Genomic DNA, 16313 nt, shown 5'->3' on the forward strand with positions numbered 1-16313 from the left:
CCCGTAGGTGTTCCACACCTCGCGGCCCTCGACGGCCATCCGCTCGGCGAGTTCGGGCGGGCACGCCTCGCCGCCGAAGATCAGCAGCCGGACGTCGTCGAGCGCTTCCGACGGCCACAGCGCCGCCAGGGTGGGCACCGTCGACACGACGGTGATGCGCTGTTCGACCAGCCACGGGCCCAGGTCGAGCCCGGTGCGGACCAGTGACCGCGGCGCGGCGACGAGGCAGGCGCCGTACCGCCAGGCCAGCCACATCTCCTCGCAGGAGGCGTCGAAGGCGACCGACAGCCCGGCCAGCACCCGGTCGCCGGGGCCGATGGGCTCCTCGGTGAGGAAGAGCCCGGCCTCGGCGTCGACGAACGCCGCGGCGCTGCGGTGGGTGACGGCAACGCCCTTGGGCTTGCCGGTCGACCCGGAGGTGAAGATGATCCAGGCGTCGTCGTCGGGTCCGGGCCGCCGGCCCACGACGCCGTGCGGGGTACCGCAGGGACGGAACTCGCGGTGCGCGCCGATGACGGCGCTCACTCCCGCTTCGGAGAAGACCAACTCGGCGCGTTCGTCGGGGTCTTCGGCGTCCACCGGCACATAGGCGGCGCCTGCCGCCAGCACCGCGAGGATCGAGACGTACAGGTCGTTGGTGCCGGACGGCACCCGGATGCCGACCCGGTCGCCGGCGCCGATGCCGGCCGCCGCGAGCCGCAGCCGCATCGCCTCGGTCTCGGCCGCCAGGGCGCGGTAGTTCAGCGCCGTGGAACCGTCGTCGACGGCTGGGCCATTCGGGTGTCTTCGGGTGGTCTCCGCGAGGATGTCGAGCAGGGTCCGCTCGGGCGCGGGACCCTTCCCGGAGAAGACCGCGCGCGGTGGTGCCAGCAGCTCGGCCGGGTCGATCAGGGTGTCGAGCGTCAGCTCGGGTGCCTCTGCCAGCGTCATACAGCGCTCCCGTTCCCGGCCGGGGTGAAGGACGGCGGCGCACAGCGCGCGTCGATCCGATCAGTGCCGGCCAGGAACGGACGCATGTCTTACCCTCCGAGGTACGTGGACTGCTTGCCGGGTGCCGCGGGCGCGCTCCGGGGACGGACCGTCCCGGCCCTCCGGGTGAGCGCCGTATCCGGGTTTTCCACCGGGGCCGCGCTGCGCTCGGGCTCCGCGGCAACCGCGCCGTGGCAAGGGGGCCGAAGGGCACGTTACCGGTGCAAGGTGAACACGGCCTGTCGGGTTTGACCCGAGTGGCCGGTATCACAACAGCCGTGACCCGCCTCGGTGCAGTCGTTCAGCTCCGGCTCAGAAGCCGAAAACCGCCCCGGTACCCCCTGCCTTGATGCAGGAGTTCGCGTAGGTGTGGGAGTACGAGACGCGTTGCCCCTGCCACACTCCGTCCGCGGTGACCACCACCGGATCCCAGATCTTGGGGCAGATCCGGTTGGGGTCGGAGGCTAACAGCGCGTCGAAGTTCCCGCCCGCCAGGGTCAGTTCCGTGCATGCGGCCTGTGCGTCCGGGTGGTCGCCTCCGGCGGTGGGGCGACAGCGCAGCAGCACGGCCCGCTGGACAGCGGCGGTCGCGGCTTCCTCGCCCTTGCCGATGGTCAGCACCATCGACGAGGGCGCGTACAGACTGTGCGGCTGGGCGGATTCGGCTCGGGCGGTCCCACTGGTGCCCGCCACGCAGCTGAGAGCCAGGGCGGCCCCCACTCCGATCGCACCTAGGGTGTATCGCATTCCGAACACTCCTTCTCCGTTGGTTGCAGATAACGGACAGGAGTATTACGGAGGTGTTTCGTGGCCGCACTTCGAACGACCACTTCCGGTCGCGTTGTGTGATCGGACGATGGCTCATTGTTCGATACGGGCAGCTCAGTGGCCGCCCCGAACGCACTCGGCGAACCGTCCAGCATGCGGACACCCGCGCGTGGCGCGGCCACTGAGATGTCCGTGAGCTGGGAGAACGTCGGGCCCTGAGTGTTCCCGGCCCACCGCTCTCGACCTGAAACCACCGCTTTTCGCGTTCGAAAGGGGGGTCGGCGGTACGCCAGGCGTCGCAGACAGGGACGGGTCAGGTGGCCGAGCCGGCGGCGGCACCGGTCTTCAGGTCCGGACCCCAGCGGTCGAGCGACTCCTGGAGATCCAGCGCCCGCAGCTTCGGCTCGTCCCCGGCCGGCCAGTCCTCGCGCGGCACCCGCCACATGATCTCGAACTCGTTGCCGTCGGGGTCCTTGGCGTACAGGGACTTCGACACTCCGTGGTTGGTCGCGCCGACCAGCGAACCGCGCTCCGTCAGCTTGGCGGCGGTGTCGGCGAGTTCGCCGAGCGTGCCGACCTCCCAGGCCAGGTGGTAGAGGCCGACCCGGCCCTGCTCGGGGCCGGGGGCGTCCGCACCGATCGCGAAGAGGCCGAGGTCGTGGTCGTTGAGGGTGTCCTGGGCGCTGAGGAAGGCGGCCCGTCCGGGGATCTCCACATCGATCTTGAAGCCGAAGACATCGGTGTAGAACTCGACGGCGCGCGCGACATCGCGGATGTAGAGCACGGCGTGGTTGAGGCGGCGTACAGGCATGGTGGCGCTCCTGGTCGGACATCGGTCGGCCCCGTGGTCGGCGGGCCTGTTCCGACGGTACGCCGACTCAGTTGAAACTTCAAGCAATCTGCACTTGAAGGTTCAAGTACTCAGTGATGAGCTTACCGGGTGCGCCGTCCGCGACGCCTCAGTGCACGGCGTCGGAGAGCCGGACGAACCGGTGGCCGGCCGCGAGCAGCGCGGGCAGGGCACGGGCCATGCCCTCGGCCGTACCGCCCGCGGGGTGGTTCATATGGCCGATGACAACCGATCCGGCGGTGGCCGTGAGGGCGGCGCGGCGCACCTGGGCAGGGGTGAACGTGGCCCCCGCGTCGGCGTTGACGCTGAATCCGGCGAACCGCTCCCCCAGTTCGGCGACGATGCGCGCCGCGATGTCGTCGCAGTACGCGGTGCCGGAGCGGAAGAAGCGCGGCGGATGTCCGAGCAGGGCGGTGAGCTTGTCCTGGTTCCCCGCGACCTCGTCGAAGACCTCCCCGGCGTCGCGTGTCCCGGCGATGCCGTACGCGGAGCGGCCCGATACCGACAGCGGCCGGTGACGCGTCCCGTGGTTGGCGATCTCGAACAGCGGATCGCTCGCGAGCTGCTCGAAGTGCGCGCGGTTGGCGTCGATCCAGCGCGCGTTGAGGAAGAGCGTCGCGGGCACCTTGCGGGCTCGCAGCAGGTCGATCAGCTCCCGGTCGTAGCCGCCGCCACCCGGTCCCCCGCAGGCGTCGAAGGTCAGCGCTATCGCCCGTCCCGCGGCGGGCGGCAGCTTGGTGACCACCCCGGGAGCGGTGAAACCCCAGCCGGTGGGGGTCATCCGGCCGTAGCGGGCGACGGTCGCGGCCCGGGTCACCCGGGGAGCCGGCTTGGGCGACGGGGTTGCGGGGGACGGTGGCGCGACGGACGGCGTGGGGACCGTGCCGGGGCCGGATCCGGGCGGGGACGACGGGTCCTGCGACCGCTCGGCGGGGCCGGGAGCCGACGTGCATCCCGTCAGGAATCCGCCCGCCACGGCTGTGAGTACCCATCGGCGACCCAGCGACATCCGTTCCCCCGTACATGATCCACAACGCACTCGCCCGGCCGCTACCAGCCAATTCCGATGACCATACGATATGACCGGTCGAGTGACGGCAGAAGATCGCGGAGCCGGAGTGTCGGCACGGCCTCCGGACACCCGGCGCCCGGTTTACGGAACTTTCGTCCCCGGCAGCGCGTCCAGTAGACCGGAGGAGACGATCTCCGCGGCAGGACACAGTGGTACGGGAACGGAGCTCTTGGTGTACATCGGCCTTCTGACAGCCGTCGCGGCATCGGCCTGCTACGGCACGGGGTCGGTCCTACAGGCCGTGGGATCACGTAAGTCGGCCCGACGCGAAGCGGCCGCCGCCTCCACCACCGGCACCACCGAGCACGGCGGCCCGAGCCTCTCCTCCACCGCCAAAGCCGCCGTGACCTGGGAATTCATGCTCGGCACGGTGCTGGACTTCATCGGCTTCGGGCTCGGGGCGCTGGCCGCCCGGCTGCTGCCGCTGTTCCTCTCCCAGACGGTGATCAGCGCCAACCTGGTGATCACCGCGGTGCTGAGCATCAGGATGCTCGGCATCCGGCTGAGCAGGCCCGAGTGGATCTCCATCGGCGTCGTCTGCTCCGCCCTGGTGCTGCTGGCCACGGCGGCGGGTCCCGAGGGCAGCGGTCACACCGCACGCGCCACCCACTGGTGGCTGCTCGTCGCCGCCGTGACGATCATCGGGGCCGGCAGCCTGCTGGTGCGACGCCTCGGCGCACGCGGCGCGATCCTGGCCGGTCTGCTGTCCGGGCTGGGCTTCGGCGCCCTGGGCGTCGGCGTGCGAGTGCTGGACGGCGTGGACCCGTTCGACCTCCCGACGCTGCTGGCGGACCCCGCCCTGTACGCGATCCTGGTCGCCGGCATCGGCGGCATGTACCTGCACACGGTGGCCCTGCAGATCGGTTCGATCAACGGCGCCACGGCCGCCCTGGTGGTCGGCGAGACCGTGGTCCCGGGCATCCTCGGGGTCCTCTGGCTCGGTGACACCTCCCGCGACGGCTTCGGCTGGGTGGCGATCGCCGGCTTCGTCCTGGCCGTGACGGGCGCGGTGGCCGTCGCCTGGTACGGGCAGCCGGAGAGCGCCGACGCCGCGGAACCGGCGGCCGAGCTCGCCCCCGCCGGAAGCTGACACGGCCGCGGAGGGGGGTGCGCGGTCGCGCGCGGCCACTGGGCGTAGCGTCGCGGGGGTTGAGCACGAAAGAGAAGAGGGACCCGCCATGGGTGAACTGATCGTGGTCCGGCACGGCGAGACCGAGTGGAGCGCGTCGGGGCAGCACACCAGCTACACCGACCTCCCGCTCACTCCCCGGGGCGAGGAGCAGGCCCGCGGTCTGGCACCCCTGCTGGCGGAATTCCGCATCGCGCTCGTCCTGACCAGCCCGTTCGGACGCGCGGTGCACACGGCCGAGCTGGCGGGCCTCGGGCACACCACCGTGGATCCCGATATGCACGAGTGGGACTACGGCGGCTACGAGGGCATCACCACGAACGAGATCCACCGGACGCGGCCGGACTGGGACCTGTGGACCGACGGTGTACCCCCCGGTATCCCGGGACACCCCGGTGAGCTGCCGGCGGAGGTCGGCGCGCGCGCCGACCGGGTCCTCGCCCGGGTGGACGCCGCGTTCCGCGACCTCGGGGACGACGGGGACATCGTCCTGGTGGCCCACGCCCACTTCCTGCGGGTGCTGACCGCCCGCCGGCTGGGACTCCCGCCGGCGGACGGCGCCCTGTTCCAGCTGGCCACCGGGACCGTCAGCCGGATCGGCACCGAGCACGGCCGTCCGGTCCTCGTGTCCTGGAACCGCATGCCCTGAGCCGCACCGGGCAGTCGCACCGTGCGGGCCGGACGATTCGGGGACACGCCGGGTCACCCGGAATGTCGCCCTCTGTGCACGAGGCGTCCGCACCCCCGACACTGAGGCGAAACACCCACTAGGGAGCGGGTATGACGGTGACAGCCGACCGGCAGGTATCCCGCCTCACCTCGCCCTGGACGCGCGGCCTCGCCGCGGCCGCTGCGGGCGCGCTGCCGGCGCTGGCCTTCCCCGCGATGTCGCTGTGGTGGCTGGCCTACGTGGCGCTGGTGCCGTGGATCCTGCTCGCGCGCTCCGCGCCGACGGGCCGCCGCGCCGCGCTCGACGGCTGGCTGGGCGGGGCCGGCTTCATGCTGGCCGTGCACCACTGGCTGTTCCCGAGCCTCAACGTCTTCATCGTCGTGCTGGCCCTGCTGCTGGGGACCCTGTGGGCGCCGTGGGGCTGGCTGCTGCGGCGGACGCTGGGCGGGCATCCCGGACCGCGGCGGGTGGCCGCCGCCCTGGTGCTGGCGCCGTGCGGATGGCTGATGGTCGAGCTGGTGCGCTCCTGGCAGTACCTGGGCGGACCGTGGGGGCTGCTGGGGGCCAGCCAGTGGCAGGTCGCCCCCGCGCTGCGGCTGGCGTCGGTCGGCGGGGTCTGGCTGATCAGCGCGCTGGTCGTGACGGTGAACACGGCGGTGGCGGCGCTCATCGCGGCGCCCTCCGTCCGCGCCCCGGCCGGCGCCGCGCTGGCCGCGGTGGCGGTCGGCACGACCGCCGTGTGGCTGGGCGCGCCGGTGCCCGACCGGACCAGGACGGTACGGATCGCGGTGGTGCAGCCGGGCGTGATCGAGGGGGCGGAGGCCCGGTTCGACCGCGAGGAGCAGCTGACCCGCACACTGGCCGGGCAGCGGGTGGACCTGGTGGTGTGGGGCGAGAGCAGCGTCGGCTTCGACCTGTCGTCCCGGCCGGACCTCGCCGACCGGCTCGCCGCGCTCGCCCGGGAGGCCGACGCGGACGTCCTGGTGAACGTGGACGCCCAGCGGGCGGACGGGCGCGGGATCTCCAAGACGTCGGTGCTGGTGGGAGCGGACGGCATCACCGGCCCGAGCTACGACAAGATGCGTCTGGTGCCGTTCGGCGAGTACATCCCGTTCCGCTCGGTGCTGGGCTGGGCCACGTCGGTCGGCAAGGCGGCCGGCGAGGACCGCAGGCGCGGCGACCGCCAGGTGGTCATGACCGCGGGGAACCTGCGCTTCGGGCCGCTGGTGTGCTTCGAGTCCGCCTTCCCCGACATGAGCCGGAAGCTGGCCGACGACGGGGCGCAGCTGCTGGTGGCGCAGTCGTCCACCTCGTCGTTCCAGGGCAGTTGGGCGCCGCCCCAGCACGCCTCGCTCGCCGCGCTGCGGGCCGCGGAGACCTGGCGTCCGATGGTGCACGCCACCCTGACCGGGGTGAGCGCGGTCTACGACGGTCAGGGGCGCCAGGTGGGCTCGTGGCTGGGCACCAGCGCGAGCACGGCGGCGGTCTACCAGGTGCCGCTGTCGGAGGGCCGCAGCCCGTACGTCCGGTTCGGCGACTGGGTGCCGCACCTCGCGCTGCTGGTCGTCCTGCTGGCCGCGGGGTACGAGGTCTCGCTGCGGGTCAGGCGGACTGCTCGCGAATCGCGGTGACGATCCGCTCGCACAGCTCATGGGTGCGCAGCGCGTCCTGGGCATCGAGCAGCTTGCCGCTGCGCACCGCGTCCAGGAAGACCAGGATGATCTGCTCGATGCCGCGCTGGCGGGCGACCGGAACCCAGTCGCCGCGGCGGCGCAGGGTCGGCTGGCCCTTGTGGTCGATGACGTCGGCGAGGTTGACGACCTGGCGCTTGGTGTCGTCGCCGCTCACCTCGAGGATCTCCTCGGTGGAGCCGCTCATCCGGTTCATCGTGCCGATGGCGGTGAACCCGTCACCGGACAGCTGCAGGACGACATGGTGCAGCAGACCGTCGCGGACCTTGGCGCGGACATCGGTGTGCTCGATGGGCCCGGGCGCGAGATAGCGCAGCGTGTCGACGACATGGATGAAGTCGTCGAACACCACGGAGCGGGGCTCCTCGGCGAGCCCGACCCGGTTCTTCTGCATCAGGATCAGATCGCGCGGGTGGTCCGCGCACTGGGTGTAGCCCGGCGCGTAGCGGCGGTTGAAGCCTGCCATCAGGCTGACCCGGCGCTGCTCGGCGAGGTTCACCAGGTGCCGCGCCCCGTCGAGGTCGGGCGCGAACGGCTTGTCGACGTAGGCCGGGACGCCGGCTTCGATCAGTGCCTCGGTGATCTCGACGTGCCGGTCGGTGGGCGCGTGCACGAAGGCGGCGTCGAGCCCCTGCCCGATCAGCGCCTCCAGGCTGGTGTGCCGGTGCGGCAGCCGCAGGGCGTCACCGACCCGGTCCAGGGTGGCGGGGGTACGGGTGTGCAGATGCACTTCGATCCCCGGCTGGGCGGCGAGCACCGGCAGATATGCCTTCTGGGCGATGTCACCGAGGCCGATCACCCCGATTTTCAGGGGGGCGTTGCCGGATCCCATGTGCCTCTCCCGTTCTGCCGCTACCGCTTCGACCGCGCCCGCCGCCGCTGCCGCGCGCGTCTCCGCCCGCGTCACCGTGGCAACAGGTCTGATGTGTTCTGGCAGCATACGGGGCCTGCCGGAGCCGTCCTCCGGCGGTGTCACTCCGCGTCACTCCTGCGGGGAATACCCAACGGTGCCGCCGACCGGCAGAGTTGTCCGAATGCGTCATTTAGCAGCAGTAGTGCTCATTGCGGCGGCCTCGGCCGTCACCGGGTGTACGACGGTGCCCTCGCAGCCCGCCCCCGGCCCCTCGTCGGCGCCGGCGCTGCCCGTCCTCCCGCTCCCCCAGGACCGGACGGTCGTCCGGCAGCCCGACCAGCAGTCGCTCGCGACCGTTCCGGTGGAACCGGAGCCCGGTCCGCGGACCTCCGCCGCGGCCCCAGCACCGCCGCGGCACGTGCGGCGCCATCACCGGGCGCGGACCCCGGTGGAGCCCGCCGAACGGGATCCGGTGCCCGCCGCCAAGGCCGCTCCGCACCCCCGCCCGGCGGCGTCACTGCCCGGCGGGGCGGGGGTCTGCGCGCTGGGCGAGACCTACGGCGGCTGGGCCAAGGACAGCGACGCGGCGCGGATCTGCCACGAGTCCTACGGACGGTGACCGGAGCCGTCCAGCCTCAGCTCCATCCGCCCGATCGCGGCCCGCAGGCCGTCGCCGTAGTCGTCGTCACCGAGCGCGCCCGCAGCGCTCCTCGCCCGGACGAGGTGGTTGCGCGCCAGCTCCCGCTCGCCGACCTTCAGGTAGTCGGCGGCGAGGTTCAGGTGCAGTGACGGATAGAAGCCCCGCACGGCGAGCGACTCGTGGTGCCGGCCGGTGCGTTCGTCGGAGAGACCGTCGGCCGCCCGCAGGGCTCTGAGGTCCCACTCCAGTTCGTCCTCGGGATCGTCCTGGGTGTCGGCCATGAAGTGCGCCAGCGTGCAGCGGTGGAGGGGATCGCCGTCCTCGCCGATCTCCTCCCACAGACGGCCGAACCGGGTCCTGGCCTCTTCACGGTCGCCGCCGTGCAGCAGCATCATGACCTGGCCGATCCGCGTCATGACCGTGTCCTGGCCGACACCCCAGCTCTGTTCCTGATCCGTCACTGCCGCCTCCTGCGCCCCGCGGGCGTCCCGTTCCCGCTGATCCTGCTGACGCTAGCCGCAGGGTCCGGAAAACCCGGTCAGGCGCGGACACCGAGGTCGGGCACCCGCCAGTCGATCGGGTCGTGGCCCTGGGCCTTGACCGCGTCGTCGATCTGCGTGAAGGGGCGGCTGCCGAGGAAGAGCTTCGCGGACAGCGGTGAGGGGTGCGCGCCCTGGATCACCGTGTGCCGCTCCGTGTCGATCAGCGGGAGCTTCTTCTTGGCGTAGTTCCCCCACAGCACGAACACCGCCGGGTCCGAGCGGTCGGAGACGGCCTTGATCACCGCGTCAGTGACCTTCTCCCAGCCCTTGCTCTTGTGCGAGTTCGCCTCGCCCTCCCGCACCGTCAGCACCGCGTTGAGCAGCAGGACGCCCTGCTCGGCCCACGGCATCAAGTAGCCGTTGTCCGGCACCGGGTGGCCGAGCTCCTCCTTCATCTCCTTGAAGATGTTGCGCAGCGACGGCGGGGTCCTGACGCCAGGGCGCACCGAGAAGCACAGCCCGTGCCCCTGTCCCTCACCGTGGTACGGGTCCTGGCCGAGGATCAGCACCTTCACCCGGTCGAAAGGCGTGGCCTCCAGAGCCGCGAAGACCTCGTCCCGGGGCGGGAAGATCTTGTGCGTGGCCCGCTCGGTCTCCACGAACTCGGTGAGCTGCTGGAAGTACGGCTTGTCCAACTCCTCGCCGAGGACGTCCTGCCAGGAGTCGGGCAGCATGCTGGGCACGTCAGGAACCTCCGGTACACGATCCGTTGCTGGTACTCAGAACGTACCGGGAGGCACTGACAACGCGCTCCGCGGGTGCGTACGCGACGCCCGGCGGCACACGGGGAAACAGCTGAGCCGGGCCCGGGCCGAAGCCCGGACCCGGCCCGGACAGCGGACTCAGGCGACGCCCGCGTGCAGGAACAACCCGCCGTCGACGACGAGGGTCTGGCCGGTGATCCACCCGGCCTGCTCGGAGAGCAGGAAGGCGGCGGCGCCGCCGATGTCCTCCGGGACGCCCAGCCGCTTGAGCGGGTAGCCCGCGGCGGCCTCCTCCTCGCGGCCCTCGTACAGCGCCGCGGCGAACTTCGTCTTGACCACCGCCGGGGCGATGGCGTTCACCCGCACGCCCGGCGCCATTTCGGCGGCGAGCTGGATCGTCAGGTTGACCATGGCGGCCTTGCTGATGCCGTAGGCGCCGATGAAGGGCGACGGGGCGAGACCGGCGACCGAGGCGATGTTGACGATCGCCCCGCCGTTCTCCTTCTGCCAGGCCTTCCAGGTCTGCTGCGCGAAGCCGAGCGCCGAGATCACATTGGTCTCGAAGACCTTGCGCGCGACGTTCAGGTCGAGTTCGGCGATCGGGCCGAAGACCGGGTTGGTGCCCGCGTTGTTCGCCAGGAAGTCGACGCGGCCGAACGCCTCCATGGTGCGTTCGACGGCGACGGCCTGGTGAGCCTCGTCGTGCGCCTTGCCGGCCACGCCGATCACCCGGTCGGCGCCGAGCTTCTCGACGGCCTCCTTGAGCGCGTCCTCGTTCCGGCCGGTGATGCAGACGCGGTCGCCACGGGCCACCAGGGCCTCGGCGATGCCGTAGCCGATACCGCGGCTGGCGCCGGTGACGAGCGCGACCTTGCCGCTGTCGGTGGGAATCTCACGTGTCATGGTGCTCAGATCTCCGATGCGCGTCAGTTGAGCGGGCCGCCGGCCACGTACAGGACCTGGCCGGAGACGAAGCCGGCCTGCTCACCGGTGAAGAAGGCGATCGCGTTGGCGATGTCGTCCGGGTTGCCGACCCGCTGGACGGGGATCTGGGTCGCGGCGGCGGCCTGGAACTCCTCGAAGCCCATACCGATCCGGGCGGCCGTGGCGGCGGTCATGTCGGTGACGATGAAGCCGGGCGCCACGGCGTTGGCGGTGACGCCGAACTTGCCGAGCTCGAAGGCCAGCGTCTTGGTGAAGCCCTGCAGACCCGCCTTGGCGGCCGAGTAGTTGACCTGGCCGCGGTTGCCGAGCGCGGAGCTCGACGACAGGTTGACGATCCGGCCGAAATTGGCCGCCACCATGTGCTTCTGCACCGCGCGGGACATCAGGAAGGCACCCCGGAGGTGCACGTTCATGACGGTGTCCCAGTCGGTCGCGCTCATCTTGAACAGCAGGTTGTCGCGGAGCACACCCGCGTTGTTCACCAGGATGGTCGGCGCGCCCAGCTCCTCCGCGACCCGGGCCACCGCCGCCTCGACCTGCGCCTCGTCCGATACGTCACAGCCGACCGCGAGCGCCCTGCCGCCGTCCGCCGTGATCTGCTCGACGGTCTCCTTGCAGGCACCCTCGTCGAGGTCGAGTACGGCGACGGCGCGGCCCTCGGCCGCCAGCCGCTTGGCGGTGGCGGCGCCGATGCCGCGCGCGGCCCCGGTCACGATCGCGACGCGCTGCTCGGTCGTGGACATGCAGTCTCCTTGCCCTCAGATACGGCGCCGCGCGGAATCCCGCACGGACTCCGCACATGAGCAACCGCTTAGTAGGTTAGTTGTCGAAACCGTAGGAGCCCTGTGACCCGCTGTCAACGGAACCCCTCGCGAGTGTGTTTCAGCGCACCAGGAGACCGAGCAGCCGGTCCACCTCGGCCTCCGGGTCCGCGGTCAGCCCGGTGTGGATCGGACCCGGCTGCACCACCGTGCTGCGCGGCGCCGTGAGCCAGCGGAAACGCCGTCCCGGGTCGTCGCCGGCCGCCTGCCCGGCCCGTTCCCCGCCCTCGCACACACCCTCGTACCCGCGCAGCGCGGCGCGCACCCCCTCGACGTCCACCCGCTCGTCCAGACAGCGCAGCCGCGCCTCGTCCAGATGGATCCGCGCGCCGACGAACGACCGCGCGCGGCAGTAGACCAGCACCCCCGCGTTGATCATCTCGCCGCGCTCGATCCGCGGGACGACGCGCACCAGCGCGTACTCGAACACATCCCGGCCACTGCCCCGGTACCCGCTCACTTCGCGGCCTTCCCGTCCACCCAGGTGCGCAGCCAGTCCGGCGCGTCCTGCTTCGGCTTCTGCCCCGCCACGAGGACGATCCGCTCGTGCACGGAACCCGCGCGGGCGAGCAGCACCCGCTCGTACGCCCTGCGCACCTCGTCGGGACCGTCGAAACCGGGCTCCCCGTCCAGCCACTCGTCGGGCACCAGCGCGGTGACCTCGCGCAGCAGCTCCTCGGTGACCTTGGGCGCGAGCTCGGCCGCGGCGGCGGCCGGGTCGGGCGAGAACCGGGACAGCGCGTGGTCGGCGGCGTCGAAGGGCTTCGCCGACGCCTGCTCGGCCGTCTTCCAGTTGTGGTGCCAGATCAGTGAGGCGCCGTGGTCGATGAGCCAGAGGTCCTTGTGCCAGATCAGCAGATTGGGGTTGCGCCAGGACCGGTCCACATTGCCGATCAGGGCGTCGAACCAGACGATGCGGCCGGCTTCGGCCGGCTCGATCTCGAAGACCAGCGGATCGAACCCGAGCGAGCCCGGCAGGAAGTCCATCCCCAGATTGAGGCCACCGCTGGACTTGAGCAGATCCTGGATCTCGGCGTCGGGCTCGCCGAGCCCGATCACCGGGTCGAACTGGAACCGGACGAGTTCGGGGACGCGCAGTCCCAGCCGGCGGGCCAGCTCGCCCGCCACGATCTCGGCGACCAGCGCCTTGCGGCCCTGCGCGGCGCCGGTGAACTTCACGACGTACGTGCCGAGGTCGTCGGCCTCGACCACCCCCGGCACCGAGCCGCCCTCGCGCAGGGGGGTCACATAACGGATTCCCGTTACCTCATTCAGCATATTCCCAGGCCGCCAGACTCGTTTGCCTTACAATCCATGCCAAGCTCTCACCGCTCATACCTGGGGGTTTTCTCCGCAATCAGCCTTGGGGAGAATCTGGGGAGTTTCGGCTGCCAGGCCGCTCCCCCGCCCCTCAAGCAGTTCGTCGATCGCTGTGCGCCCCTTGCTCCCGGCCTCTGGCATGAAGTGAGCATAGTAACCAAGCGTGACAGCTGGCGAGGAGTGCCCGAGCCACCGTGCCAACGTCACGACGGACTCTCCTGCTTCCAACATGATCGAGGCGTACGTGTGACGTAGCACATGGAAGCCGTCCTTCGGCGCCGCCTCCCACTGCCACGGCTTCGCGCCCTGGGGCCGCGGAGGAATGATTCCGGCCCTGGCCAGCGCGGGCTTCCAGCTGTAGGTGTTCCAGGTGTTCACCGCCACGGCGTTGCCGAATCGCGTGGTGAGCAGAAGGGAGAACTTCCTCATGGTTCGGTCCGCCCCCGGCTTCTCCCACGGAAGCTCCACCTCCGCCGGCGGGAACGACGCAACGTGAACCCTCAGTTCCTCGGCCACCGAGGAGGGCAGGTCGACGGTGCGCGTCTTCTTACCCTTTGGCAGGGCGAAGTACAACTTCCCGTTGATCGCCTGGACTTGGCGGCGGACATGAACTACACCTCGCGCGTAATCAATGTCCTCCGGGCTCAACCCGAATACCTCACCCTGACGTAGTCCGCACCCCAAACCGAGTACGACGGATATCCTGTTTCGCTGGCTAATCCCGTCCCGAACGCGGCGCGCCGTCTCCAGCGACCAAACCTCGCGTCGCTCCCTCGGCGCCTTGGGCCACCGCACAGACTTCGCATGCATGGGGTTTCTAGCAAGCCGCTTGTCATCGACGGCCGCCTCCAGAACACTGGACAGCTCGGACAAGATGCCACGTCGGTAGTCGACTGAGGCGACGGTGGCCTCCAACTTTGCGATGTAGGCGCGCAGCTCTGTCGCCGTGATGTTTTTCAGCGGTAGCTGGCCGAGATGCGGGACGATGTGAAGCCGCGCTCTCCGCTCTTGGTTCTGCTGGGTCTTCGGGGCTCCTCCTCTGCCCGGTGCCCAGTGCATTGCGATGTAGTCGACCAGGGTGATGGATCCGTCGCGCGGGTCCACGAACTCCCCGCGTTCCTCATCGGTAGCTGACCGGCGGAGCCACGCCTTGGCGTCCTCCAGGGTGTCGAAGGATCTATCCCGGATCCCAGCAATGCCAGCGACCTTGTATCGCTTGCCCTTGCCGTAGCGAGCGGTTCTTTCCCTTCTACCGCTTATCGGGTCCTTCTTCTTCTTGATCCAACGGTCCTCTACATAGCCGGCCAGGAGAGTCTCCTTGTTGAGGCGGGTGGAAGCGGCGCTCTACGATGTGCGCGCGTCAGGCATTGCAGGTGTGACTGAACCGATGCTGCGGAGCAGCGATCAGGGGGTTCAGGGATGTGTTGGAGCGGGAGTCCGCCTGCTCCTGTTCGCAGATCCAGGCGTTGAGGGACTCCCGCCGATACATGACGCGGCCTCGCGGCCCCATGCGGAAGCTCGGCGGTCCCTGCCGCCGATGACGCCAGAAATAGAGGGTGTGCGGTGAGAGGCCGAGATACTCCGCGGCCTCCTTCACGCTCAGGAAGGCCGCGTGTGCTGCGGCCTGGGGAGTGGGGGCAGCAAATGTCGTGGGCAACGATCGCGCAGGCATCGGTGGTTTTCTGTGAGGTACGGAACGGCAGGGGGCGGTGGGCAGCCCCGAATATCTCCAATGGTCTGCGGGAACGCCGGTTTGGCTAACCGGCGATCGTCGGCTATGTTGCGCGCCACATCCCCGGGTTCTGACGCCCTTCGGACTCCTGGGTCAGGAAGCCAGCCGGTACGAACGCAAGGCCGGAGTCACGCCGTCCGTGACGAGCACCAGAAACCCGTCGTGAATGAGGCGGTCAAGATTTCGCTCCACCACGCGCACAGGAGCACCAACAGCGTCGGCCACATGCGGAGTTGAAGTTCCGGGATGGACAGCGATGTGCGCCAGCGCTGCTCGGTCACGGCGATACTCGCGTTGTAGGAGATCTTCCCCGAGCAAGCCGGCCGCGCAGACGCACAGGCACAGCGCGGTGGACACGGCGCCGTAGTCCCCCACCTTCGGGCCGCTCCAGGCATTCAGCACGCCGAGCGCGAAGAGGATGGGGGAGGTGAAACGAGCGGATCGAAGGATGGGGTCCGACAGTGGTGCTTCCTTGAGCAGGGAGCACGCCCGCGCGGTAAGCCCGGTGGGACATCTGGGTCCCGCCGTAGGAGCCCGCCTGGCTGCCCTTGTATTTTCGGTACGTTGGATGTTGACATGCCACTGGCGGGAGGTTCCAGTCCTTTGGAGTTGTTTCTTGTCTGCCGTGGGCGAATCTCTCAGCCCCCTGCCCCGATTTCACATACCGCGGGCCTACGAAGTCACGCGAATCGTCGAAAGCTCTACCAGAAACCCCTTAGCAGCCTTATCGAAAAGGGCTGGTATTTGCAACCGGGCGGATGAATACAGGACCCGTCCGCAATCTGATGCCGACGGCGATTGAGCAGCGGAGAGCCGCGCCGGGACGCGAAGGTCGAGATACTTGTCCTACACCGGGCAGGGTGTGGCTGTCTGAGGTCGAGACCTGGCACAAGGACCGGCCACGGTGTCGGGTGAGCCGTATGATTTCAGGCCATGGCGCCGACGGTGGTACGTCGATTGGCAGGCCCTGGCATTGCGACCTCTGGGAACCCAGCGCCATTTGTTGCGGCATTGGGGGAACACTCGCCTCGGCTGCGGTCGCCGTCCGCGGTTGGTGACCGTCGTAGCGAGCCAACAGGCGACGGCCCGAGGGCCAAGACAGTCACACGCCGGTGCACGCCAGCGGTGCAGCAAGGTTCGACGACCTCAGTGGGCGTTTACAGAGGGTTATTCCGATGTAAGTCTTTTGCGTGTGTCATGGTTTGACGCTGTTCATACCTGTAAGAGATGAACAGCCTCGCCCGAGCCGTGGAGGTAGGGCGCCCGTATCGCTCGCTTCCGTGCCCGGAAGTCCGTCTGGTTTGAAGATGCCACAGAATCGCCTGATCACCAGCGGAACTAAGCTCTCCGCGTCGCACATGATCACGCTACGCCGTGAGCGAGCGCAAGCCGTACCCCAGCGACCTGTCCGAAGCCCGATGGGCCTTGATCGGGCCGACGTTGACGGCCTGGAGAAAAGCCAGGCTCGACCGGAGGCCCACCAGGGCTTGATCAAGTTCCTTAGGTGACCGGTTCGTTGGTGATGCCCAGGATGGGGAGTGCTCGTTGGGGTTCGTCGCGGATCGCCCGGGTGGTCTTGGCGATGTTGTCGGCTCCGAGGGTTTTCA

Annotated in this window: 18 protein-coding genes and 1 pseudogene; 5 read left to right on the forward strand and 14 right to left on the reverse strand. The window is 69.8% G+C overall.

Going from position 1 to position 16313, the window contains the following annotated elements; translation table 11 throughout:
- The 4 genes from O3W51_RS44460 to O3W51_RS44475 form a co-directional block, all read right to left on the reverse strand.
- Window positions 1-930: AMP-binding protein (locus O3W51_RS44460; protein WP_269289506.1), on the reverse strand; the 930-nt coding region annotated here is incomplete at its 3' end.
- A gap of 351 nt (window positions 931-1281) precedes the next feature.
- Window positions 1282-1716: a subtilase-type protease inhibitor gene (locus O3W51_RS44465; protein WP_269289508.1), complete on the reverse strand. Its 435-nt coding sequence runs from the start codon at window positions 1714-1716 to the stop codon at window positions 1282-1284.
- A 334-nt stretch (window positions 1717-2050) separates the two neighbouring features.
- A complete protein-coding gene (locus tag O3W51_RS44470; protein ID WP_138356876.1) occupies window positions 2051-2548 on the reverse strand; it encodes a VOC family protein in 498 nt (165 codons plus the stop codon).
- Window positions 2549-2696: 148 nt separating this feature from the next.
- The gene (locus O3W51_RS44475; protein ID WP_269289510.1) at window positions 2697-3404 is read right to left on the reverse strand and encodes a polysaccharide deacetylase family protein; all 708 of its coding nucleotides are present in this window, start codon (window positions 3402-3404) and stop codon (window positions 2697-2699) included.
- Window positions 3405-3831: 427 nt separating this feature from the next.
- Between O3W51_RS44475 and O3W51_RS44480 the strand changes: the two genes are divergently transcribed.
- The 3 genes from O3W51_RS44480 (at window position 3832) to lnt (ending at window position 7089) form a co-directional block, all read left to right on the forward strand.
- On the forward strand, window positions 3832-4749 hold the full coding sequence (locus O3W51_RS44480) for a hypothetical protein (RefSeq protein ID WP_138356874.1): 918 nt from the start codon (window positions 3832-3834) through the stop codon (window positions 4747-4749).
- 88 nt (window positions 4750-4837) lie between these two features.
- Window positions 4838-5437, forward strand: coding sequence for a histidine phosphatase family protein (locus O3W51_RS44485; protein ID WP_198358294.1), 600 nt, complete (start codon window positions 4838-4840; stop codon window positions 5435-5437).
- A 131-nt stretch (window positions 5438-5568) separates the two neighbouring features.
- On the forward strand, window positions 5569-7089 hold the full coding sequence (gene lnt, locus O3W51_RS44490) for an apolipoprotein N-acyltransferase (RefSeq protein WP_269289512.1): 1521 nt from the start codon (window positions 5569-5571) through the stop codon (window positions 7087-7089).
- Here the strand turns inward: lnt and O3W51_RS44495 are convergent.
- The gene (locus O3W51_RS44495; protein WP_138356911.1) at window positions 7061-7960 is read right to left on the reverse strand and encodes a Gfo/Idh/MocA family protein; all 900 of its coding nucleotides are present in this window, start codon (window positions 7958-7960) and stop codon (window positions 7061-7063) included. The two genes, lnt and O3W51_RS44495, sit on opposite strands and share 29 nt — an antisense overlap.
- A gap of 286 nt (window positions 7961-8246) precedes the next feature.
- On the opposite strand from O3W51_RS44495, the gene O3W51_RS44500 reads away from it, so the two are divergent.
- A complete protein-coding gene (locus O3W51_RS44500; RefSeq protein ID WP_187144768.1) occupies window positions 8247-8621 on the forward strand; it encodes a hypothetical protein in 375 nt (124 codons plus the stop codon).
- Here the strand turns inward: O3W51_RS44500 and O3W51_RS44505 are convergent.
- The 9 genes from O3W51_RS44505 to O3W51_RS44545 form a co-directional block, all read right to left on the reverse strand.
- Window positions 8609-9058 carry a hypothetical protein gene (locus O3W51_RS44505; protein ID WP_203675256.1) on the reverse strand — a complete coding sequence of 150 codons (450 nt, stop codon included), beginning with the start codon at window positions 9056-9058 and terminating at the stop codon, window positions 8609-8611. The two genes, O3W51_RS44500 and O3W51_RS44505, sit on opposite strands and share 13 nt — an antisense overlap.
- 122 nt (window positions 9059-9180) lie before the next feature.
- Window positions 9181-9858, reverse strand: coding sequence for a uracil-DNA glycosylase (gene ung, locus O3W51_RS44510; RefSeq protein WP_138356910.1), 678 nt, complete (start codon window positions 9856-9858; stop codon window positions 9181-9183).
- Window positions 9859-10026: 168 nt separating this feature from the next.
- Window positions 10027-10791 (reverse strand): SDR family oxidoreductase, encoded by a 765-nt coding sequence (locus tag O3W51_RS44515; RefSeq protein WP_138356869.1) that lies wholly within the window; start codon window positions 10789-10791, stop codon window positions 10027-10029.
- A 23-nt stretch (window positions 10792-10814) separates the two neighbouring features.
- Entirely contained in the window at window positions 10815-11576 is a 762-nt protein-coding gene (gene fabG / locus O3W51_RS44520; RefSeq protein ID WP_138356868.1) for a 3-oxoacyl-ACP reductase FabG, read from the reverse strand.
- Between the two features lie 139 nt (window positions 11577-11715).
- Window positions 11716-12114 carry a DUF3037 domain-containing protein gene (locus tag O3W51_RS44525; protein WP_138356867.1) on the reverse strand — a complete coding sequence of 133 codons (399 nt, stop codon included), beginning with the start codon at window positions 12112-12114 and terminating at the stop codon, window positions 11716-11718.
- Complete coding sequence (locus tag O3W51_RS44530) at window positions 12111-12932, reverse strand: HipA family kinase (protein WP_138356866.1); 822 nt, start codon at window positions 12930-12932, stop codon at window positions 12111-12113. Before O3W51_RS44530 ends, O3W51_RS44525 begins: the two co-directional genes overlap by 4 nt.
- A gap of 54 nt (window positions 12933-12986) precedes the next feature.
- Window positions 12987-14078 carry a tyrosine-type recombinase/integrase gene (locus O3W51_RS44535; RefSeq protein WP_244809017.1) on the reverse strand — a complete coding sequence of 364 codons (1092 nt, stop codon included), beginning with the start codon at window positions 14076-14078 and terminating at the stop codon, window positions 12987-12989.
- Window positions 14079-14334: 256 nt separating this feature from the next.
- Window positions 14335-14646 carry a helix-turn-helix transcriptional regulator gene (locus O3W51_RS44540; protein WP_269289518.1) on the reverse strand — a complete coding sequence of 104 codons (312 nt, stop codon included), beginning with the start codon at window positions 14644-14646 and terminating at the stop codon, window positions 14335-14337.
- A gap of 153 nt (window positions 14647-14799) precedes the next feature.
- Window positions 14800-15108, reverse strand: coding sequence for a MarR family transcriptional regulator (locus tag O3W51_RS44545; protein WP_244809018.1), 309 nt, complete (start codon window positions 15106-15108; stop codon window positions 14800-14802).
- A 972-nt stretch (window positions 15109-16080) separates the two neighbouring features.
- Here O3W51_RS44545 and O3W51_RS44550 point away from each other — a divergent pair.
- Window positions 16081-16188: pseudogene (locus O3W51_RS44550) on the forward strand (IS5/IS1182 family transposase); the annotation flags it as partial.
- Window positions 16189-16313 lie beyond the last annotated feature (125 nt).

The sequence above is a fragment of the Streptomyces sp. H39-C1 genome (assembly GCF_027158125.1).
GTDB classification, from domain to species: domain Bacteria; phylum Actinomycetota; class Actinomycetes; order Streptomycetales; family Streptomycetaceae; genus Actinacidiphila; species Actinacidiphila fildesensis.